Origin of the sequence: Halobacteriovorax vibrionivorans (genome assembly GCF_003346865.1) — a bacterium.
Classification (GTDB): Bacteria; Bdellovibrionota; Bacteriovoracia; order Bacteriovoracales; family Bacteriovoracaceae; genus Halobacteriovorax_A; species Halobacteriovorax_A vibrionivorans.
Genome location: NZ_QDKL01000004.1, coordinates 25,240 through 47,002, shown reverse-complemented (window position 1 = coordinate 47,002; position 21,763 = coordinate 25,240). Strand labels below are relative to the sequence as shown.

19 protein-coding genes and 1 tRNA gene are annotated in these 21,763 nt (G+C 36.4%); 14 read left to right on the top strand and 6 right to left on the bottom strand.

Features of this window, described 5'->3' with window-relative positions; translation table 11 throughout:
• Window positions 1-55 precede the first annotated feature (55 nt).
• Window positions 56-1,975 carry an ABC-F family ATP-binding cassette domain-containing protein gene (locus DAY19_RS14740; RefSeq protein WP_115363845.1) on the bottom strand — a complete coding sequence of 640 codons (1,920 nt, stop codon included), beginning with the start codon at window positions 1,973-1,975 and terminating at the stop codon, window positions 56-58.
• A 141-nt stretch (window positions 1,976-2,116) separates the two neighbouring features.
• Here DAY19_RS14740 and DAY19_RS14735 point away from each other — a divergent pair, with 141 nt between their 5' ends.
• Genes DAY19_RS14735 through DAY19_RS14710 form a run of 6 tightly spaced genes read left to right on the top strand, consistent with a single transcriptional unit; the run spans window position 2,117 to window position 7,919 of the window.
• Window positions 2,117-3,271: a hypothetical protein gene (locus DAY19_RS14735; protein WP_115363843.1), complete on the top strand. Its 1,155-nt coding sequence runs from the start codon at window positions 2,117-2,119 to the stop codon at window positions 3,269-3,271.
• Between the two features lie 23 nt (window positions 3,272-3,294).
• The gene (locus DAY19_RS14730; protein WP_115363841.1) at window positions 3,295-4,731 is read left to right on the top strand and encodes a phytoene desaturase family protein; all 1,437 of its coding nucleotides are present in this window, start codon (window positions 3,295-3,297) and stop codon (window positions 4,729-4,731) included.
• 19 nt (window positions 4,732-4,750) lie between these two features.
• On the top strand, window positions 4,751-5,491 hold the full coding sequence (locus DAY19_RS14725) for an SDR family oxidoreductase (RefSeq protein WP_115363839.1): 741 nt from the start codon (window positions 4,751-4,753) through the stop codon (window positions 5,489-5,491).
• The gene (gene fabZ, locus DAY19_RS14720; protein WP_115363836.1) at window positions 5,491-5,907 is read left to right on the top strand and encodes a 3-hydroxyacyl-ACP dehydratase FabZ; all 417 of its coding nucleotides are present in this window, start codon (window positions 5,491-5,493) and stop codon (window positions 5,905-5,907) included. The genes DAY19_RS14725 and fabZ overlap by 1 nt, the downstream gene beginning before the upstream one ends.
• Complete coding sequence (locus DAY19_RS14715) at window positions 5,908-6,690, top strand: enoyl-ACP reductase FabI (protein WP_115363834.1); 783 nt, start codon at window positions 5,908-5,910, stop codon at window positions 6,688-6,690.
• A 41-nt stretch (window positions 6,691-6,731) separates the two neighbouring features.
• Window positions 6,732-7,919, top strand: coding sequence for a hypothetical protein (locus DAY19_RS14710; RefSeq protein ID WP_115363832.1), 1,188 nt, complete (start codon window positions 6,732-6,734; stop codon window positions 7,917-7,919).
• Here DAY19_RS14710 and DAY19_RS14705 read toward each other — a convergent pair.
• Window positions 7,912-8,346, bottom strand: coding sequence for a coiled-coil domain-containing protein (locus tag DAY19_RS14705; RefSeq protein WP_133296993.1), 435 nt, complete (start codon window positions 8,344-8,346; stop codon window positions 7,912-7,914). The genes DAY19_RS14710 and DAY19_RS14705 overlap by 8 nt on opposite strands.
• A 23-nt stretch (window positions 8,347-8,369) precedes the next feature.
• On the opposite strand from DAY19_RS14705, the gene DAY19_RS14700 reads away from it, so the two are divergent.
• Genes DAY19_RS14700 through DAY19_RS14690 form a run of 3 tightly spaced genes read left to right on the top strand, consistent with a single transcriptional unit; the run spans window position 8,370 to window position 13,042 of the window.
• The gene (locus tag DAY19_RS14700; protein ID WP_115363828.1) at window positions 8,370-10,067 is read left to right on the top strand and encodes an ABC transporter ATP-binding protein; all 1,698 of its coding nucleotides are present in this window, start codon (window positions 8,370-8,372) and stop codon (window positions 10,065-10,067) included.
• Entirely contained in the window at window positions 10,060-11,853 is a 1,794-nt protein-coding gene (locus DAY19_RS14695) for an ABC transporter ATP-binding protein (protein WP_115363826.1), read from the top strand. The genes DAY19_RS14700 and DAY19_RS14695 overlap by 8 nt, the downstream gene beginning before the upstream one ends.
• Before the next feature lie 22 nt (window positions 11,854-11,875).
• The gene (locus tag DAY19_RS14690; RefSeq protein ID WP_115363824.1) at window positions 11,876-13,042 is read left to right on the top strand and encodes an NnrS family protein; all 1,167 of its coding nucleotides are present in this window, start codon (window positions 11,876-11,878) and stop codon (window positions 13,040-13,042) included.
• On the opposite strand, the gene DAY19_RS14685 is transcribed toward DAY19_RS14690, so the two are convergent.
• Both DAY19_RS14685 and DAY19_RS14680 read right to left on the bottom strand, forming a co-directional pair.
• The gene (locus tag DAY19_RS14685) at window positions 13,039-14,088 is read right to left on the bottom strand and encodes a Ppx/GppA phosphatase family protein (protein WP_158536926.1); all 1,050 of its coding nucleotides are present in this window, start codon (window positions 14,086-14,088) and stop codon (window positions 13,039-13,041) included. The two genes, DAY19_RS14690 and DAY19_RS14685, sit on opposite strands and share 4 nt — an antisense overlap.
• The gene (locus DAY19_RS14680; protein WP_115363821.1) at window positions 14,075-15,247 is read right to left on the bottom strand and encodes a DNA cytosine methyltransferase; all 1,173 of its coding nucleotides are present in this window, start codon (window positions 15,245-15,247) and stop codon (window positions 14,075-14,077) included. The genes DAY19_RS14685 and DAY19_RS14680 overlap by 14 nt, the downstream gene beginning before the upstream one ends.
• A 164-nt stretch (window positions 15,248-15,411) precedes the next feature.
• On the opposite strand from DAY19_RS14680, the gene DAY19_RS14675 reads away from it, so the two are divergent.
• From DAY19_RS14675 to DAY19_RS14650, 5 genes are all read left to right on the top strand, one after another.
• Window positions 15,412-16,773: an adenine nucleotide alpha hydrolase family protein gene (locus tag DAY19_RS14675; RefSeq protein ID WP_115363818.1), complete on the top strand. Its 1,362-nt coding sequence runs from the start codon at window positions 15,412-15,414 to the stop codon at window positions 16,771-16,773.
• A complete protein-coding gene (locus DAY19_RS14670) occupies window positions 16,773-17,906 on the top strand; it encodes a M28 family peptidase (protein ID WP_115363816.1) in 1,134 nt (377 codons plus the stop codon). Before DAY19_RS14675 ends, DAY19_RS14670 begins: the two co-directional genes overlap by 1 nt.
• A gap of 25 nt (window positions 17,907-17,931) precedes the next feature.
• The gene (mnmA, locus tag DAY19_RS14665; RefSeq protein WP_133296992.1) at window positions 17,932-19,065 is read left to right on the top strand and encodes a tRNA 2-thiouridine(34) synthase MnmA; all 1,134 of its coding nucleotides are present in this window, start codon (window positions 17,932-17,934) and stop codon (window positions 19,063-19,065) included.
• 497 nt (window positions 19,066-19,562) lie between these two features.
• Entirely contained in the window at window positions 19,563-19,907 is a 345-nt protein-coding gene (locus tag DAY19_RS14655) for a hypothetical protein (protein WP_115363812.1), read from the top strand.
• Window positions 19,908-20,025: 118 nt separating this feature from the next.
• Entirely contained in the window at window positions 20,026-20,487 is a 462-nt protein-coding gene (locus DAY19_RS14650) for an ASCH domain-containing protein (protein ID WP_115363810.1), read from the top strand.
• Window positions 20,488-20,520: 33 nt separating this feature from the next.
• Here DAY19_RS14650 and DAY19_RS14645 read toward each other — a convergent pair whose 3' ends face one another.
• Window positions 20,521-21,222: a hypothetical protein gene (locus DAY19_RS14645; RefSeq protein ID WP_115363808.1), complete on the bottom strand. Its 702-nt coding sequence runs from the start codon at window positions 21,220-21,222 to the stop codon at window positions 20,521-20,523.
• 369 nt (window positions 21,223-21,591) lie between these two features.
• Window positions 21,592-21,676: transfer RNA gene (locus DAY19_RS14640), tRNA-Leu, on the bottom strand.
• Window positions 21,677-21,763: the final 87 nt, after the last annotated feature.

Sequence of the window (21,763 nt, the reverse complement as noted above, 5' to 3'; positions counted from 1 at the left end):
GAGCGAATTATATGAAAAAGTGCATATATAGGTTCTTTTTTTATTAAGCCTCTTATTACGAGAGCTTTTCAAAGCAAGCTTCAATCTTGGCATTAAGGTCGGACTTCTTCTGGTTTAATCCTGCAATGAGTTGGTTTTTTTCTTCATCCATATTGGAATAGTCAAACTTTGAAAGTAGCTCGTCAATCTTTTCAATCTGTCCTTCAAGCTCCATAATTTCTTCTTCAATTTTTTCAACTTGAACGTCGTTAAGCTTTGGAGTCTCCTTAATAGAAGGTGCGGCTATTTCTTCTTTATTTGAAGATGTTTCTTGCGATTGTTTTTCTAGGTCCCGCTCCATTTGTCTTGCTTCAAGATATGGACGAACAAATGTGAATCCACTTGAGAATTTTGTGACGGTCTTGTCTTCAATGAGCCAAACGCGATTGGTAATATTTTCTAAGAACGACCTATCGTGAGAGATGATGATGACTGTTCCTTGGAATTCGGCGAGTTTTTGCTCTAAGATCTCTATCGATTCGATATCAAGGTCATTTGTCGGTTCATCAAAAATCCAAATATCTGCTTCAATCTTAAGATTAAGGGCAAGCTGGAGCCTGTTAAGCTCCCCACCTGAAAAGCTTGAAAGAGGCCTATGAAGTTCGCCGCGATCAAAGAGGAAGTTTTGAAAGTAGGTTGCAACGTGTATTGAGCGGCCACTTTTAAAGTGAATGAAGTCTTCGCCTTCACCAAGAAGATCATAAGGTGATTTTGAAAGATCAAATTCATCTCGCTTCTGAGAAAAGAGACAAACCTTTAGATCATCTGCTCTTTTTATATTTCCTGCGCTCGGGTTAAGTTTTTCGGCAACTAATTTCATGAGAGTTGATTTTCCAACCCCGTTTTCACCTAGGACTCCGACCTTGTCGCCTTTAAAGATTGAAAGGTTTACCCCTTTAAATAGCACTTCTTTATTATCGTAACCAAAATCCACATCTTTGAATTGTACAAGCTGCTTTGTTTTTCGATTACTATCATTCATTGCTAGATCAAGCTTTGAGCGGGCCTGATCTTTTAGTTTTTGAACTTGCTTTGAAAGATCATTGAAGTCTTCAACACGTTTTTTTGAGCGAGTTCGACGGGCCTTTACTCCTTGTCGCATCCAAGCGGTCTCTCGTCTGAGTGAGTTCTTAAGCTTTGTTAGAGAGTTAAGACGTAGCTCTTCTTGAGTCTTTGTATATTCAAGATACTCTGCATATGTTCCTTTAAAAGGAGAAACCACTCCAGAGTGGATATTAAAGATTTTTGTAGTAACTTTTGAGAGAAGGTAGCGGTCGTGGGAGATGATCACGTGAGTTTTATTGGACTTCATGATCTCATCTTCAAATTGTTCAATTGTTTCAAAGTCTAAGTGGTTTGTAGGCTCATCCCAAAGAATGAGGTTCTCTCTTGCTGTTAGGCCCAGGCTAAGTTGAACTTTCTTTTGCTCTCCACCTGAGAGACCTTTAACTTTCATTGAAAGATCTGTAAGGCCAAAGGCCTTGATATAACTTTCGTAATTATTTTTGAGATCCCAATACTTCTTGTGTTCAAGCTCTTCCATAATTTTGTTCTGCTCTGCAAGTCCTTTCTCTGTTGAAAGATCAAGTGAAGCAAGTTTATTATTTAGAACTTCAAAGTCGCGATACTGAAAGTAAAAATAGTCTTCAATAGTGATGTCTTCATTTGGAAGAGTGAAATTTTGGTCGACTTTAAAGACACTGAATTCCATCGTTGGACCTTGTGAAGCCGTGGCCTTCTCAAAGGTAAATGGGGGAGTCGATGTATCTGGCGCGATCTCTTCATTTATAATTTTTAATAGAGAAGACTTACCCATTCCATTTAGGCCAATGAGTCCGATTTTATCACCGTGCTCAATATAGAATTGTGCGTTATTGAAAATGACTTTCTGCCCAAAGGCGAGATTTATATTTTTTAAGTTACATAGTATCGACATTTCATAAATCTATCCTATTTTTAACTGTTTGGCCCAAAAAATTCCCGTCAATTCCTAGCCGAAATGTGGCCGTTTAGGTATGATATCGCCTCTTACAACACACATATCCAACGACTACAACAGTTCGTGAAGGGGAAAGATATGAGAAAATTATTTAAATTGGCCATAGCATCTCTAACTTTACTGAGTGCACAAGCAAATTATGAACTTTTAGCTAGTTCAGGTGAATATAATTATAACCTACCTCAGCAAACTTTTTGGATCAGTACATCACTTCGTATGATGAATACTGGTGAAGTATGTTTCTCAATGGGAGGAGCTGCTGGTGGAATTTCTGGTTACGCTTTTATTTGTGGCGACAATGGTGACAATATGAAGCGCTATCTCGTTCCACAAAATGAAGCAGTAAGTGATTTCTACTTATTTGATGATGGAAATACTGGTGATAAGCATATTGTTTTTGCTCCAAATAACGGTTCAGAGCACCTTGGAATTTATACATTTAATTTAAGAACGGGTAAGCGTCTTGAGCATGAGAACTTCGAAGGACAATTCACAGGTCTTTCTGGCGTTGCCATGAATGAAGAGGATGTACTTGTTTATCGTCAATCATTTGGTGGTAAAAGAGCAAGAATTGTTATGCGCAACTTAGATGGAGAAAATGATCTTTTCTCAAGTTTCTCTAAGGATATTGGATACGTATTTACGCCTCAAACAAGCGGGAATTACGTATTAACTAAAATTAGAATGGGAAGAGGAATTGCAGAGAATCAACCAGATCGTCTCTACCTATACAATATGAAAAAGGGTGCAAAGCAAATCGTTATGCAAGATAAGGATGGTCAACCTTCTTCAAAAATTACAAAGATCATGAATACTTATACAGTAAACCACAATGGTGATGTTGCTGTATGGACAGAAACTGAAAATGGAACGCAATTATATGCTTCTAATAAAGGTATCTTAAAATCAGTTCTTACTATTGGTGATGAAATTACAAAGTATGATGCTTTCTCTCCATCAATGAATAATCTTGGTGATATTTTAATTCGTGGATACGACAAAAAGAACAATGCTGCGATTTTTTCTTATGTCGATGGCCAGTGGTCAAAAGTTATTGGTGAAGGTGATGTGATTGAGATGAATGGTGTTCGCTATGAAGTCGCAGATGCAACAACTTCTCCATTTGTCCACGCTCCAAGAATTAATGATAATCGCGTCGTTGCATTTATTGTTTATGTTGTGAATAAGAAGACAAATAAACTAACAACAATGGTTTTAAAGAAAAAATTATAACAAAAAAGAAAGTATAGAGAAAAATGGCATTACTTAAGAAAAAAGATCCGATTACTAAGTTTTATGACGTTATTATCGTAGGCTCAGGGCTAGCGGGAATGACGGCAGCAAATAAATTAGCAAAAGATGGAAGAAGTGTTCTTCTTCTTGAGGCACATAATAAACTAGGTGGCTTTGCTACATGGTTTAGACGCCCAACAAATGAAGGTGAAAGACATATCTTTGATATTTCTCTTCATGGTTTTCCTGCTGGGATGATCAAAACTTGTCGTCGTTATTGGTCAAAAGATATTGCAAATTGTATTGAGCGAGTTGATAAGATTCGCTTTATTAATCCGCAATTTGAAATCGACACTGATTTTACAAAAGAAGATTATATCAACATCTTAGTTGAGAAATTTAATCTCTCTCGCGAGCATGTTGTGGGCTTCTTTGATGAATTACGTGCCATGAACTTCTATGATGATGAGGCCATGACTAATGGGCAATTATTTGAGAAGTATTTTCCAGGGAGAAACGATGTAGTTCGTTTCTTACTAGAGCCAATTGCCTATGCTAATGGATCAACTCTTGAGGATGAGGCCATCACTTTTGGAATCGTTTTTTCTAACTTCATGAATAAGGGTGCCTATATCTTTAGAGGTGGAACGGATAAACTCATTGGTATGATGAAAGATGAGCTTCTTTCTAATGGCGTTGATATTAAACTTCATACTAAGGTTGATGAGATTCTTGTTGAAGATAATCAGGCCAAGGGAATCCGTGTTGGAGACGAAAAGGTTCTATCTCGATCAGTTATCTCCAACTCTGCACTTTATAATACAATCTTTAAAATGACTCCTAATGCAAAATATTCTCAAGAATTTGCTAAAGATGCCAAGGCCGTAAGAGTAAATTCTTCTTCTTGCCAGGTATTTATGGGACTTAAAGAAGGTGAGTCAATTCCAAATATTGGTGAGCTCATTTTCTATTCACGCTCTGATCATTTTGATACTGACTTACTTCTTTCACCGAAGGCGCACTCTCAAACTTTTTCAATCTACTATCCAGATATGAGAAAGCATATGAAACAAAAATATGCTGTTGTTTCGAGTATCAATGCTCGTTATGAAGACTGGATGAACCTGAGCGAAGAAGAGTATAAAGAGCGTAAGGAATACTTAAAGAATAATGCTCTTGATACGATGGAGACTCTTGTTCCTGGGTTTAAGGATAAGGTTGAGCATGTGAATGTATCAACTCCAAAAACAGTTGAAAAATACACTCATCATCACTTTGGTTCTTCATTTGGAACAAAGTTTGAAGGGCTTGGTGTATCAAAAGAGCTTCCAAATCAGGTGAAAGGTCTCTTTCATGCAGGCTCTGTTGGAATCATTATGTCAGGTTGGCTAGGTGCTGCTAACTACGGTATTATCGTAGGACATGACTTAAATACTTACTTAGATAATACAGAAGAATAAAATTTTAAAAGGAATAAATATGTTTGATTTTAATGATCAAGTTGCAATTGTTACAGGTGGAACGCGCGGAATTGGACGCGGGATTACGGAATCTTTTTTAAAAAGCGGTGCTCGTGTTGTTGCTACCTATGCTGGAAACCACGATGCTGCCAATGCTTTTAAGGCAGAACTAGGTGAGTTAGGTGAAAACCTCTATCTGGAAGCCTTTGATGTTTCAGATGCTAGTGCTGTTGAAGAGTTTTGGAATCGTATGAATGAGCAATTCGAACAAATCCATATTCTTGTTAATAACTCTGGAATCAGAAAGGATAATCTTTCACCTATTATGCCAGATGAGGATTGGGCAAGAGTTCTTGATATCAATCTAACGGGAACTTTCCTAATGACTAAAAGAGCAGTTAATCATTTCCTATCAAAAAGATATGGAAGAATTATTAACATGAGCTCTGTTGGTGGAAGCCTAGGACTTCCTGGACAAGCAAATTATGCTGCTTCAAAAGCTGGCCAAGTTGCCATGAGTAAGTCGATTTCTAAAGAAGTTGGTAAGCGTGGAATTACAATTAATAACGTTTGCCCAGGTTTCATTGAAACTGAATTAATTGCTGATCTTCCAGCTGAGCAAGTGAAAGAATATAAGAAACAAGTTCCTTTAAAGAGATTTGGTAAGGTTGAAGAAGTTGCTCACGCTGTGCAATTTCTAGCATCAAAAGAAGCCGCCTATATCACAGGTGCATCACTTGAAGTAACAGGTGGCCTATAATGAATATTGATGTAAAAGAACTTATCCCACAAAGGGAGCCATTCTTATTTGTTGATAAGATCATTGAACGCCAAGAAGGTGAAGTTGATAAGATAATTACAAGCTATCAAGTAACTGGTGAAGAGGACTTCTTTAAAGGTCACTTCCCAGGAAATCCTGTTATGCCTGGTGTTCTTCTTCAAGAAGCAATCTTTCAAAGTGGTGCATGCTTAATGGCATCAGGAAGTGAAAGTGGCCTTGGAGTTGTTGCGAAAGTCTCAAATGCTAAGTTTAAGAATATGGTTCGTCCAGGAGATGAGCTTATTATGGAAGTTGAGCTTCTAGATCAACTTGCTAATGGTTATTTCTTTAAAGGAAGAACTAAAGTAAATGGTAAGACCGTTCTTGCTATTGAATTTACATGTGCAAAGGTTTAAATGAGTTTTTTAAATTTTGAAAATAAATTATTTCTAATAACTGGTGTTGCTAATAAGAAGTCTGTTGCATACTTTAGTGCAAAGACAATCATAGAAAATGGTGGAAATTGTGTCTTTACTGTTCAAAGTGAAGAGCATCAAGCAAAGCTAAAGAAGCTATTTCCTGAGTCTAAAAGCTATATCGTTGATGTGACAAAAGAAGAGCAAATTAAAGAATTAGCAATTAATCTAAAAAATGATGAAGTTAAACTCGATGGTATGCTTCATTCAATTGCCTTTGCAAATCTTGCAAACCCTAGGCCTTTTCATGAAACATCTTGGGAAGACTTTGCTCAGGCGACACAGATCTCTTCATTTTCACTTGTACAATTATCAAATGAATTGGCAGCGCTATTTGAACACGAAGCTTCTGTTGTAACGATTTCAATCTCGGATACGAAGGCCACTTCATATGGTTATATGGGGCCAATTAAGTCGATGCTTGAGACAACGTGCTCATATCTTGCAAAGAGCTTTAGTGAGTTCTCACAAGTTCGCTTTAATAGTGTTTGCTCAGGGCCTTTAAAAACATCGGCTTCAGCGGGAATCCCTGGCTATATTGATAATTATATCTTTGCTGAAAAGCTTACCATGAGAAAGCAGGCCTTAAAAACTCAAGAAGTTGCCAATACAGTTGCCTTCTTACTTTCAAATGCTTCAAGCGGTATCAATGCCACTGGTGTTCTTGTTGATTGTGGAATGAAGTCGAATCACTTTGACCAAGAAGTGGTTTCAGGAAAATAGTTCTAATATATATTTAATTCTATAGGGGTTATAATTAAGTTATGAAAAACTTTTTTATGGCCCTTTTTACTTTTTGTATAATCCCTACAACTTACGCTAACGATGCTGTGAAGTCATATTGCAAGAGCGTCTCTTTTTCTAAAGATGACTCCATCTACAATGAAATAGCAAAGTTTAAGGCCGATATGGCAAATGCTAAAGAAGTTGCCGCGGTAGCAGATGAAGCGCTAAGTAATCTCATTGCTAAAAAAAGTCCCGTTGTGACAAGTTGGATTAAACGCCGAAAGCTTGATGTTAATGATCCTGTTAATGTCGCAAGACAATGGCGTCTTTACTATGTTGATAATATCGTCCTATCTTCTGGGACATTTAGTGAAAGGCCAAAGGTTATTCAAAAACTTGTGGATTCTGAAATGAGTGAAGTCTTTTCTAATCTATATACAAAAGAGAAGAAATCATTGCTTAAGAAGTCATTTGACATAGCAAAACGTGATGCCATAAATGTTTTAAAACTTCTCATAGGTAAAGATGAAGCTTTTAAAGAAATCAAAGAGCGCATCGAGAAGATTAGCATATTTACCCCTGAAAAAGTTATCGGTACAAAGGTTGAAAAGGCCCCTCGTGACTTTCTTGAGTGGGGTTTTGCTTATGATCCAAATTCAAACCAAATTAATGTTGGTTTAGATGGACTAAATTTTGCTTATCCTAAGTATCAGGCAAGCCTTGTTAGTCTTATGGCCCATGAGATAGCGCACTCATTTGATAGCTGTCGCTTTTCAGGTTTTTATAAGAATAAGAATCCATTTACTAGTATACAAAGTTGCTTAAGGAATACTTCGAGTGTTGGTGCTAAAAAACGTGATGACTCGCAATTGGCCTTTCTTGTGCAAAATAATATTATTAAGAAGGAAGTTGCCCAGAATCTCTTAGCTAATCCAACTTGTAATCGTTCACTATACCCACTTCCAGGAAAACAACGTGATCAATTAGATGAGATCTTTGCTGATTGGTTTAGTGCTGAGGTTGTTGCCTTAAGTGGAATAGATTTAAAAAACCTTAGAAGTGAACTTTGTTTAGAAAAAGATCTAAGTAAGGGCTCATCATATATTTCAAACGAAAAACGTTTAGCAGGAATTTACTTAACTCAACCAACTATCGCCAAGAAAACATCTGGCTTCTTAGGTCTTCTTGGAGGAAAAGATACAGGTTTTAAGTATTGTTCTAATTAGCCGGCTTTTGCAGATACTTTTCAAAAACTTGAATGCGGTTGAGAATCTTATTTGATAAATCTAGTAATGATTGATCGATATTTTGTTGGAGATTTCTAAAGTCTGCCTGCATTTTCTTTGTATCTTCATTATGCTTTAGTTCTAGTTTATTTAGTCGATCTTCTATAATGGCAATTCCATCTAAATTTGTTTCTTTTTTCTTTAATTGCTCAATTTCTTTCTTCAGTGACTCAATCTCTTTTTTCATCTTATCATCCATGCCGGTTTTAAGGTCAGAGATTTCTGAGCGAATTTTCTTCACATATTCCTCTAATGCAGTAATGCGAAAAATCTTTGCATTTCCTGGCCCAGAGTCAAATTCTTCAAGCTCAGCAAAAGCAATTTGATTGATAGAAAATATTAAAAATAAAACAATAGTAAACCTCATATTAAAATCATATAATCTTTGCAATGAGTACGCATTATAAAATTTGGCTGAATTACCTTAATCGAAAAAAATCAATCTATCTCCTAGGTGTTATCTCAATAATTGTCTGCAACATTTGTCAGGTATTTTATTCAAGGGCCATGGGCGACGTTGTAGACTTCTTAACACATAAGACTATGCCTGCCTGGACGATTGATTCATTTATTTATGGTAACGACCTGAAACATAAATTCTTCTTCATCTTTAGCGCAGTGGCACTGTCACGCATCATGCTATATTTTGGCCGTGTAGGGTGGCGTATCTTTTTAGGTCGACAAACTCATCATGCTGGTGGTTTTTTAAAAGATGATATTTGGCAAAATGCACAATACTTTTCAATGGATACTCTTGTAAATAAATACCCGAAAGGAATTTTAATGAGTGCTGCAAATAGCGATGTTGGACAAGCTCGCTTTGTTTTTGGCTTCACAATTGTTGGTATTGCAGATGTTTTATTCCTAGGCCTATTTACAATCATTTCACTATTTCTCATTAATGTGAAAATTACAATTATTTCATTCTTAGCATTGTTAATTGTTCCAATTTTTGTTCGCTATATTTCTTCAATGGAAATGAAGCGATATGATGTTGCTCAAGACTATCTTTCATACTTTAACGATGAAACTTCTAAGGCAATCTCCACTGTAAGATTACAGAAATTAGGAAATACGGCATCTTTTTGGTTTAAGAGATTATATGCTGGTGCTCAAAAGTATCGAAAAATGAGACTACTCGCTAATCACACATCAATGCTTTATATTCCGTCATCTGGCTCAGCCTCAATGGCCACTTATATAATTCTTTTCACTTACGGTATAACTCTTTTAATGGATGGAACGATTACTGTTGGTGAGTTTGTTGCCATACAAGGATTAGTTTATCTCTTACAAGATCCACTTGCTGAACTTGGTTATATTATTTCAGATTGGAGAAAGTCATTCACTTCTCTAAAAAGACTTGCTGAAATTTATACTCATTTAAAAGAAGATTACCTACTTGCTGAAAAAGAAGGTGAGGAGATTTCTGGTGAAGAGGTCTTTTCGATAAAGAATCTAAATTTTAGCTATGAGAAAAGTACACCTATTCTTACTGATATCAATCTCGAAGTTAAAAAAGGGATGCGTATTGGGATTATTGGCCAGATTGGTACTGGTAAAACAACTCTCTTAAATATTCTAAGTGGATTAGAAAGAGACTTTAGTGGACAAGTGTATTTCTTTGGAAAACCTTTTAAAGAATATAGTCATAAGTTTCTTAGGTCTCATATAACAATGGTTCACCAAAAATCATTTCTCTTTGCTGATTCTATTAGAAATAATATTTTGATGGATCAGGACTTATCAGATGAGATTCTTTGGGAAGTACTCGAAGTTGCAGGACTAAAAAATGACGTTGAAAACTTTGATGATGGGCTTGATACTCAATTAGGAGAGTGGGGAGTCAATTTGTCAGGTGGACAAAAACAGCGTCTTACTCTAGCAAGAGGTCTTGTACGTAAGCCTGAGATTCTCCTTCTCGACGATTGTTTATCGGCCGTTGATACCGTTACTGAAGAGAAGATTTTATCAAATATTGATAAGTTCCTACCGAATTCCACATTAGTTTGGGTTGCCCATCGTGAGTCGACTTTAAAATATTGTGAAAAAGTGATTAATCTTGATCGTGAGGTGAGTGATGAGTAAGGCGAAACAATTTCTTGCACAAGATGATCAGGAAGAATCAAATTATAAGAAACAAGGTCATTCGGCCTTTAAGACTTCTGTATTTCTTTTTAAGTATGCAAAAGGTCATCGTATACAAATTGCATTTGCTATAACTCTTCTGACTTCATTTACTGTATTGTCGATGGTTTCAGGTCATGCCATGGGTGTTCTTGTCGGTGAGGGGCTTGCAAAAGAAAATTGGAAATTAGCTAAAGAATGGGCCATATATATTCTGGCCTTAGAATTTATCAGTATCCTTTTACAATTTGGTGGAAGAAGATATCTAATCACTCAAACTAGTCTTGTTATTTTAAAGATTAGAGAGAGATTATTTGAAAAGCTATCTCACTTACCCCTTAAGTTTTTTGATTCTTGGCCACAAGGGCGAATCGTAACTCGTATGACTCACGATGTAGAAGGGATTGAAAAATTCTTTACTAGCTCATTAGGGCGTATCGTTACTTCTGTTCTTATGATTGTCTCTTCTGCTACGGCGATGCTTTTAACTGACTTTAAGCTTGGTGTATATGTAATTATAGGGATGTTGCCAGCGATGGCCTTTCTTCTATTAACAAGAAATAAAACAGGAGCACTAAATCGCTCTATTAGTAAGCACTCATCACATATCAATTCAAAACTTTCTGAATATATTGATGGGATTCACGTTATTCGATCTTTTGGTGTTGAAGATTGGTCTTATGCAAATTTTAAATCAGCAGTTGATGATCAACAAACAGTCCAGCTTGGTGCCAATTCTTTCTATGCTTTTACTATGCCAATGCTTTCGTTTCTTTGCGGGCTTCCACTGTTAATCTTAGTTTGGTTAGGGGGGAGTGCAGTCGTTGATGGAACACTAACGCTTGCATTATTTGTGGCCTTCTTGCGTTATTGTGAAAGATTCTTTTGGCCTGTTCTGTCTTTGTTTAGGGAAGTTGCCAATATTATTACAGCATTCACTAGTACAAATCGTGTCGCTAATTTTATTGAAGTCCAAACAGAAAAAGAAGTCTTTGATCAACGAGATGAGAGGCGACATAAAGTTATTGGAGAGATTGAATTCTCTCACGTCACTATGGGATATAATGATATTTCCAATGCTCTAAATGATGTATCATTTAAAATCACAAAGGGTGAAAAAATTGGAATTGTCGGCCCAACAGGCTCTGGTAAAACCACTGCTGTGGCAGTTTTATCTCGTCTGTATGACTATCAAAAAGGTGATGTTCTAATTGATGGGCAAAACCTAAAAGAGCTTGATATCGATAATTATCGCGATCAAATTGGAATTGTTTCTCAAGATGTGATTATCTTTGATGGAAGTCTTCGTGAAAACCTTTCAGTTAATCCTGATCTTACAGATAAGGATATTTTATCAATATGTGATAAGACTGGAATGAGTAAGGTTATGAGCTATTCAAATTTAACTCTTGATAGTGTCATTAAAGATGGAGGCTCAAACTTATCGGCAGGTGAGAAACAGGTTATTTCGCTTACTCGAGTTTGCCTGCAAAACCCTAGCATTCTTATCCTTGATGAAGCAACAGCACACGTGGACCCATACTTTGAAAAGATTCTTCATGATGGAATTCATAACGTAATGGATGGGAAAACTTCTTTTTTCATTGCTCACAGGCTTGATACAATTAAAGAATGTGATCGAATCTTAGTATTTAAAGATGGAAAACTTGTGGAATTTGATACACCAGAAAATTTAATCTCTGCTCGAGGTATTTTCTATGATCTTTCTCAGGCTTCTCTGCATTGATTTAAGATGATAATATGAACTTATGAAAAATACTCTTCCAGTATTTAATATAAGTTTTAGGCCATTTTTTCTTTTAGCGGCCATTATTGCTATTATTAATGTAACATTTTGGGTTAGTGCTTTTGTTAAGGGAACTGATCTTGGTCTAGTTAACTTTGATCCATTATTCTGGCATGGCCATGAAATGTTATTTGGGTTCACTTCTGCACTTATTATTGGCTTTCTTTTTACAGCAAGCTCACATTGGACGCAAACAACTCCATATCGTGGATGTTTTTTAATCTTTCTTGTCGCCTTATGGTTGATGGAGAGATTTTCTTATTTCCTAAATATTAGTCATAATTGGTCTATTATATTGCTCAATATCTTTTATCCTGCTTCAATTATTCTTCTTTTCTTAAAACTAAGAAAGAATAAACAAGTCTATATTTTTATTCCTCTACTTAGCACCTTATGGATACTATCTATTCTTCACACCTATGGATATATGAGTGATAGCTTAAGTCTCCAAGACATTTCAAAGAACTCTGCTAGTGCCATTATTCGATTGTTAATTTTATTAATTCTTGGTCGGGTCATTCCATTTTTTACAAAGTCTCGTTTTAAAGATTTAGATTTGAAAATTAATGTTCCAAAATTCGTACAACGTTTTTCTATCTTAACATTAATTATATTAGCATTGCCTCTTTCTCTCTTTTTAAGTCCTTCGGCGATAATTATTGTCTATCTAATTTGTATTATATTTAATACTTTACGAGTTCTATACTGGAAGCCTCTTATCGGTATGAAAGAGCCAATGATTGCAGTCTTATATATTGGCTCATTTGCACTTGTTTTCGGACTAGTTATGGAGCTAATTGGATTCTTTAATGGCTCCATTGGATTCTCTCAAGCACCACTGCATATGCTATTGGCCTTCGGTTTAGGTAGTGTTGCTATTGGAATGATGACTCGTGTTTCTCTTGGTCATACAGGGCGAATTATTAAGGCAGATAAGTATATAATTATCTCTTTTGTCTTCGTTATAATTGGGGCATTGATACGAGTATTTGTGCCGATTATATGGAATGAGTTTTATGAGACTTCACTGCATTATGCTAGTGGGTTTTGGACATTAGGCTTTATCATTTATCTTATAAAGTTTTTCTGGCCACTTGTAACAAAGCGACCAGACGGTAAGTTTGGTTAATTCCAAAAATCTTTATTAATGAGAAGTCCGTGGGCCATATTGATCTTTAGTGGCCTAACTTGATCGACTTTTAGTGTTTGCATGAAGCCAAGAACAAGTGCGAGATTTGTCACATCTGTTACAGCGTATTTACTGTCGATTTCTTTATCACTGAGCTTTGATCTTTCAAGTAGTTTTGATAGGAGAGTCGATTGGTTATAAATTCGATTCGTCTTTTTAAATTGTCCACCAATACTATAGTAATGAACACCACCAACACCAATGACTTGATATCCTTTTAAATTACCAAAACGACTAAATTCTTGTTTTGAAATAAATCGTGCTAGATCCATTGAGCGAAGTGCTCTTTCCTCTGTTAGTGGATTAGGTGTTTTCGTACCATCTGGATATAACTCTTTTAAAACAAGATTTTTAAATGGAACAGAAGCGACTTTTAAAAGGGCAACCTTTGTACTTCCATCTGCAAGTGGCTTTGTTATTTGCATGCTTCCGCCACCAATATCCCAAACAGCAACTGGAGACTTCTTAGAAAGTTTCATTGTTTTAGTTTTTGATAAGGCCGCATAATATGCAAAACGAGCTTCATCTTTTTGAGAGATAATTGTAAGAGGTATGCCACTGTTATCGGTAATTATCTCAGCTGCTTCTTCACCATTATCGGCCGTTCGAAATGCAGATGTTGCTACTGCCTTGATGTCACTTGCACCCTGATGATCGGCCATGTATTTAAACTCTTCAAAAACTGCACTTAGTTTTTGAATCATTGAAGGAGTGATTTCATTTTCTTTTGATGCTTGTAGGGCCTCTTTAAGAGGAACTGCTCTTTGTGCTTCAAAAAGAATTCCTTCAACAAGTCCTTTACAAGTATTAACGAGACCTACCACAAGTTTTGTGGAACCTGAGCCTAGATCAATTGCAGCTCTCTTAGTATGACATTTAGAGCTCTCGGCAATGTCATGATATTTTTCACTACTTCTTTGAAAGCTTCCACAGGATACGATGACAAGAAGTAGAGTACTAAATAGGATGTTCTTAGCGGTAAACAAATGCTCCTCCTCGAACATCATTAATGATACTTTTAACTTTTGTCTTCTTATTTACTTTACCGTCATGCTTGGCCTTTAGGTGGGCCTTATGCATTTTCTTAATGGCAGTACCAATGGCCTTACCCATAAGAGGTGGAACAGCATTTCCAATTTGTCTCCACTGAGCAGAGATTGGGCCACTAAAAACAAAGTGATTAGGGAAGCTTTGAATTTTTGCAGCTTCTCTTTGTGTTAGGTAGCGGTGTTCAGTTGGATGATAGTAGCTATGACGATGAGTCATTATCGTTGGAGAAACACTTTTTGAATCAAGTCTTTGATACTTCGTTTGTCTAAAGCGACCTTCGCGCATATTCTTCCAATCAACTCCCAGTTTCGTTGCTGGTGTTAAATATGCTTTCTCATCTTTTTCATAACGAATTCCTTTTCCTTCAGGAATTCTCTTAATTCTTTTTAAATCTAATTTTGACTTTATTTTTGCACTGTCTAGATCATGATTATGAATTTTACCATTTTTATCGGTAAGGTCACTTAAGGCCTCTCCTACTGTAACTGGTGGACGATATGTTTTTGCAACAACTGTGTCATGTGTAATTTTTGGAAACTCAACCTTTTCATTAATTCGAGATCCTATGAAAATTGTACGACGACGCTTTTCTGGGACTCCGTAATGCTGAGAGCTTAGAACTTTTACGTCGAGATTATAGCCGAGACGATTAAATCTTCTAAAGATTGCCTGTAAAGTCATTTCGTTTTTCTTTGCCAGAAGACCAGTTACGTTTTCAATAACAATAAATTCTGGTTTGGCCAACTTCACAATTCTTACGAATTCTAAAAAAAGTTTATTACGAATATCATCAGGATTTCCTGGGCCAACAGTTGAAAAACCTTGGCAAGGAGGGCCACCAACAACTAGGTTTACATCAGTATCACCTAGAATTTCTTTAATTCTCTTGTTTGTAAGTTTTGATATATCACCACAATATGGATAGGCCTTCTTGTGATTTAGGGCAAATGTATCCATTGCGTGTTTATTGAAGTCAATTCCAAGTACACATTCGAGTCCGGCCATTTCTAGTCCGCAGCTAAAGCCACCGGCACCTGAGAAAATATCAATAAACTTAAGCTTTTTATTCTTCCTTGATTTGTTATTAGTGCTCATAACTACTTTTTTAATTCCTTGTGTGTTGTTGTATCCCTTAGAGAAATATTATCCGTTTTTGCGCTGAGTTATGTCAATGAAATATATGAGCTTTTTGGTTTGGAATGATGCCTTGAAAATACATCCACACTACATAAATTTTCAAAATCACATATAATATAAGTATGCAAAAATCCAAACGTGAAAGAGTTATCATCGGTATGGATGGTGGAATCGATTCTGCTGTCACGGCCTTATTATTAAAGAAACAAGGATACGATTGTATCGGTGTTAATATCTCATTCTTTGAGCGTGTGACGCAGGAAGATGAAGACTTCGTTACTAATTTTAAAACGAAACTTACTCCCGAAGGGCGCATTCCTGATGAACTAGCTGATGATGAAGAAATGAAAGAAGGACTTCGTCGTTTTGAAAAGATTAAATGGGTCAGAAGAATTAATCATATTTTTAAGGATTGGTTTTGTGCACCTCAAGAGCAGATAAAGGATATTTGTCGCTTAATTGGGATTCCTTTCTATGTAACAAATGCTAGTTCTGAATTTGAAGATCGAGTCATCTCATTGATGTTAAAATCACGATTTGCTGGGATTTGGCAAAATCCAAGTCTCGATCGCGCGACATTGATTTTTGATATTCTAAATTCAAAGCTTGAGGCCCTAAAAGCAACTAAGATTGCTACTGGCCATTACTGCAAGGTCATTGCAAATCATGGGCAATTTGGACTTGTGCGACCAAATGATCCAAATGAAAATGATTGCCATCTCTTAAGTAATCTATCTCAAGAGAGTCTTTCAAGATTACTTCTGCCTATTGCTGATCTTAATACTTCAGAAGTAGATCGAATTGGAGCACTGGTAAGTGCTAATTCGTTTACTCGCGAAAAACTTAAGGCCAAGAAAAAAGCTCGTGCACAGACATACCAGTCAGATGAGCTATGTGATTTATATCCTCGTTACGTGGCCCCTAAGTTTATTAGGGAAAGTAATATCTATGATCATTCAAATGATAATGTTGTTGGCGCACACGATGCTCACTTCAGATATCATCTCGGCCAGACTCATTATAAAACAAAAGAGGGAAATCCCCGAGTTCCCGACTCACAAATTGTCGTTATCAGTATGTCTAGAGGACATATTTTTATTGCTAAGAATAAAGAATTAGAGTTTGAAAGAATAATCTGTCATCATTTTGAAAATTTCAATGTTGTCGATACAGCAAAGCCTTTAGAATGTTATGGAAGTCTCCTATCAAATGGAAATACATTCAAAGGGACTTTATATCTTTTAAACAATGGAAATATCTTCTTTGATTTAGAAGATAAAAAGAATGGCATTGTATTTAGAGGAGATACGATTATGTTCTTCTTAAAAGATGCTCCTTCTGCAAAGGCCATCGGCCATGCCAAAGTTTATCAAAGCGGTCATTTTGTTGATGGCCAATTCTATATGTTACCACTTTCAAAAAGAGAAAAAGAAGAGCTTGAGGAAACTCAGGCACTACCAAAGAAAAGAGAAATAGGGTTTTAATGAAGTATTTTATTTTATCGATTATTTTTATCATTACATCAAATAGTTATTCACAAAGCTATAAGCTTAATAAGTCAAAACGCTCACCAGAGCGTGCAAGAAAGCTATATTATTCTGTATCTAAATTTAAAGAAGATTATATCGAAAACATTCTTACAAGCTTTGTTAAGCAAACAAGACCTAATCGCTACGTGGGAACTGAGGGAAATAAAAAAGCACAGAAGTTTATTCTAGACTACATTAATAATAATGTTCGTAAAAAGAATACTAGCGTTAAGAGTATAAAATTTGTTCCAGATATCGAATATGCCAAGAAGATGTATCAGAGTGATCTTGATGCAACAAAGGGGAAGTTAACAAAATCTCAGCTTGTAAAGTGGGAGAGGTTTACTAAAGAACGTGAGGCCCATCTTGATAAATTAAAATCAACAAATGGCCATAATATTGTATGGGAGAAGAAGGGCATAAAAAAGCCTAATGAAGTCATTGTCGTGGGTGCTCACTTCGATACCGCTGCATATAATAAGAAGAAATTAGAAATGATTGAGGGGGGTGTACAGCCTGGAGCTGACAATAATGCTTCTGGTGTTGTGGCCGCTCTTGCTCTTATTGATATTCTATCTGAATTAGAACTAGAGAAAACAGTAAGGGTAGTCTTCTTTGATTTTGGAGAACTTGGATTTCTTGGCTCGTACGATTATGCAAAGAATCTTACCTTAGAAAAAGGAATAAGAGTTTATTCATATGTTGAATTATTAATGCTTGGATACGATACAAAAACTCTTGATAAGGAAGAGAAGCTTGGCAATATGAAACTCTATTATTCTACACCTTCTTCAAGTCTACATAATCTTGAAAAGTCTATCGCACAAAGTTTTTATGCCGCCTCTTCTGAGGGAACTTTTCGTGTAACCTTTCAAACTCATTCAAAGAATTTCCTTAATGGTGATAATGTCTCATTTCAAAAAATGGAGATCCCAAGTGTTGTCTACACTCAAAATTGGGAGAGTGATTTCAATGGAAACCGCATCCATTCGAGGGCCGATCATGTCTCCTCAATAAATATAAAGACTTTACATCACTCAACTACCAATATTGCCATGGCCATTGCTTCATGGGCACTAGACCTCTAGGCGCTAAATGTGCTAAAAGAGGCACATGACAAGTATCGGAAATGGAAAAACAGTAATCGTTGGTATGTCTGGAGGCGTTGACTCTTCAGTGTGTGCAGCTTTGCTTAAAGAGCAAGGCTACAACGTTATTGGCATGTTCATGAAAAACTGGGAAGAGCAGGACGAAAATGGGAATTGTAAGGCATCTCTAGAATTTGAAGATGTTATCAAGGTTTGTGAAAAATTAGATATTCCATATTACTCAGTCGATTTTGTAAAAGAGTATCGTGATAATGTATTCGCAAATTTTCTCGAAGAATATGAACAAGGTTACACTCCTAATCCAGATATCCTTTGTAATCGTGAAATTAAATTTAAGGTCTTCTTCAATAAAGCAATGGAGCTAGGTGCAGACTATCTTGCAACTGGCCACTACTGTCAAACGAAGAAAATTGACGGCCAATCACGCTTAATTAAGGGCCTAGATAATAATAAGGATCAGACTTATTTTCTTTATACTATCAAGTCAGATGTTCTTGATAAGGTTCTCTTTCCTGTTGGAAATATTGAAAAGCCACAGGTTCGTGAAATTGCTAAGAAATATGACCTCATAACTCATGATAAGAAGGATTCAACAGGGATCTGCTTCATTGGTGAGCGTAACTTCAAGAACTTCCTTTCAAATTATATTCAAATCAAAGAAGGTGACTTCGAGCTTCTTGATGGAACGAAAGTTGGGCGCCACTCTGGATCAGCATTTTACACAATTGGACAAAGAAAGGGATTAGGCCTTGGTGGACCTGGTGAGCCTTGGTTTGTCGTTGGTAAAGACACTCAAAGAAATGTTGTATTAGTTGAGCGTGGTGAAAAGCACGGTGCTTTATATGCTGATTACTTAACTGCAACAGAGCTTTCTTGGGTTGATAAAGACTTCGCTCCAAGCGTTGGCCAAAGAGTTAAGGCCAAGATTCGCTACCGTCAAAAAGATCAAGCCTGTACAATCACTGAGGTCGCTGATGATTTTGTAAAAGTTGAGTTCGATGAGCCTCAACGCGCAATTGCTCAGAGACAGTCGATTGTTTTCTATACTCAAATGGATGGGGAAGAGGTCTGTCTTGGCGGTGGAATGATTAAAGAAGCTGGCCCAAGTTACTTTGAGCAAAATAAAGAATTACCATAGTTTAGGGTCATTCAAATTATCTAACTTTCCTTTTTTTCCACGATTTTTAAAATGGTCTTTTTGTTCATAGAATTGGCAGTCGTTACCGCTTTCTTGTTTTACGAGTATTGAAGGCATAGTAGTGGATTTCATGTCGAATTTTCGGCATCCACGAGGGGCGTATTTGTCCCAAGTACTATAGTAATGTTTGCATTGCATACAATTGACTCTTTTCACTCTTTAATTTTACCATGCTCCTTATTTAGGTAAAATTAGAGGAAGTTCTTTCGCCCTAGAGATTGATCACTATTTTAACTAAATAAAAAACGCTTAAGTGTTTGGAATTATTCATTTATAATTGTCTATCTAAAGCACTATTGACCAAAAAGTTGACGTTCATTTTTAACAACCTACCAATATTACATGGGGCATCCCAAAATATCTTGGCCTGAGTTATGCTTTATATATAGTGACTTATTAATAAGCACTATGCTTAATTTACCGAGGATTATAAATTAATGAAACTTACAGATTCAAATTCAACACCTAATAATGACGTCTTAGTGATGTTTCCTGCTTCTAAGCATTTTCCAATTGGCGATGATGTGAAGCAAGAGCAGAGTGCTTCAAAAGAAGTGAAGCCACTTTCTGAACTCGTTAATGAATTTGAAGCTGAGGTAGCAAAGGTAAAAGAAGAGAGACGTCCAGTTATGGCCATTCCATCTAAGGAAAGTATCAAGGCCATTAGATCAACACGTTCATGCCAAACAGCAATGGAAATCCGTCTTGCTGCTCTTGAAGAAATTGAAAAACGCCTAAAATTCTATCTTGAAGATATGGGTACATCCAAGCGTAGTATTTAGAATTAAATATACGATCGAACTTGAATGTATGCTTAAATAAAAGAAGGTGCCCTAGAGCACCTTTTTCTTTTTATATAATGATAAAGAATTGAATAAGGATTTAGAAAGGAATTTAAAGATGAGCAGCTTAACTCCAGAGGAATTTTGGGACTTATATGAAGAAACACTCGATGAGAAGTTAGATCATCCCCATATTGAGATATCAATTGCAGGTAATGCTGAAATTGCAGATGAGCTTCTTGCTTTGTATTTATCAGGTAAGAAAAGTGCCGGAAGTGGTCTTGTTAAGGACTATGAGCTAGCAGGAGATCCTTTACCTGAAGTTGATAATTTCTGGATAATACTAGATTCTAAGAATAATCCTCGCTGTATTGTTAAGACTATTGCTATTGAAATTAATAAGTTCAGTGATATATCTAAGAAGATAGCTGAGGCCGAAGGAGAAGGGGATCTGTCAGTGGAGCACTGGAAAAAGGCCCATCGTGACTTCTTTACACCATATTTAAATGATTGGGGTATTGTTGATTTAGACGATGAAGATGTTGTTACAGAATTTTATGAGGTTGTATTTCAGAAATAAAAAAAGGCCCTTAACTAAGGGCCTTCATGCTTTTTATATTTTGTTATTCCAGTAATCTTGCGCCCAAGTTTTCAAGTTCTTCTTTGGAACTTCTGTATTTCTTCTTGCACCTTTGATTTCAACTTTTGTTTCCTTGTTTCCAAAGTCGATACCGCCAGTCTTTGTTAGACAACGATTTCCACCGCTGTTATCTGAGTGTATTTCTTCCTTACAAGATAGCGTGATGCTTTTAACATCTTTAAGGTTCTTTGCTGTTAGTGAGATTCCACCTCTTGAAAAGCTTCTTGTACCTTCAATTTTCACATGATCAGCTTTCTTGGTCATGTCTTCAAATAGGCCATCAATTTGATCATTGTGAGTCTTATCTAACTTGATGATGACAGGTCTTCCAGTAGCATATGTCGTATAATATAAACGATATGAATCACCGTGCTTAGAAAACGTTAGGTCACTATATGCTGTTACATCTGTTCCAAAGCGCTTCATCTTATCTTTGTTATGAGCACCGATATATGTTTCACTATGCTCCTTAAAACGAGCAATAAATAGCCCATATTCACTATGAATATCTTGTACGAATTCTGTTAGAGCGTCTGAGCGTGAGTCATCATAGAAGTGTTGTGCTGAGCCTTTGATAACCTTATCTTTAGTTGAAAAGAAGTCTGTAATTCCGGCAGTTGCTGTTGTTGACGAAACTAAGAGCAATGCTAATGAGGTCATTTTAATCTTATTCATCTCTAATCTCCCTAAGTTTTATTTGTTTGTTTGATTAACAATTTAACATTGGTTGTCGATAATTTATGTTTTATTGAAGTGATTACAGGGCCGTATAATATCGGAACAGATTTTAATTATTTCGGTAAGTTGTCGGGTTTTTGGTAGGTATTTAGTGGGTAGTTTACAGGTCGTTGGTAGCTAACTGGTAGGTACGCGATGGACTTGGCCGACTTTCGGTTAGTTTGCAGGTACGCGATGGACTTGGCCGACTTTCGGCTCCTGCCTTCGTCGGCATACACGCCATCCTGGCGATAAACCAGCACGCCTACGGCTTGCTTTTAATTAAAAAGCTCTATACTTCGAAAATAATTATGGGATTTGAATGAATGGTGCCTAGAACTGGACTTGAACCAGCAAGCCTTGCGGCACACGGCCCTCAACCGTGCGTGTTTACCAATTTCACCACCTAGGCAGATTGAAATCACTTGATTTGCCAAGATATATTAATCATTTATGAATTAGATGGCAATGGTAAATTTATATAGTCTCTTGTCGTGTG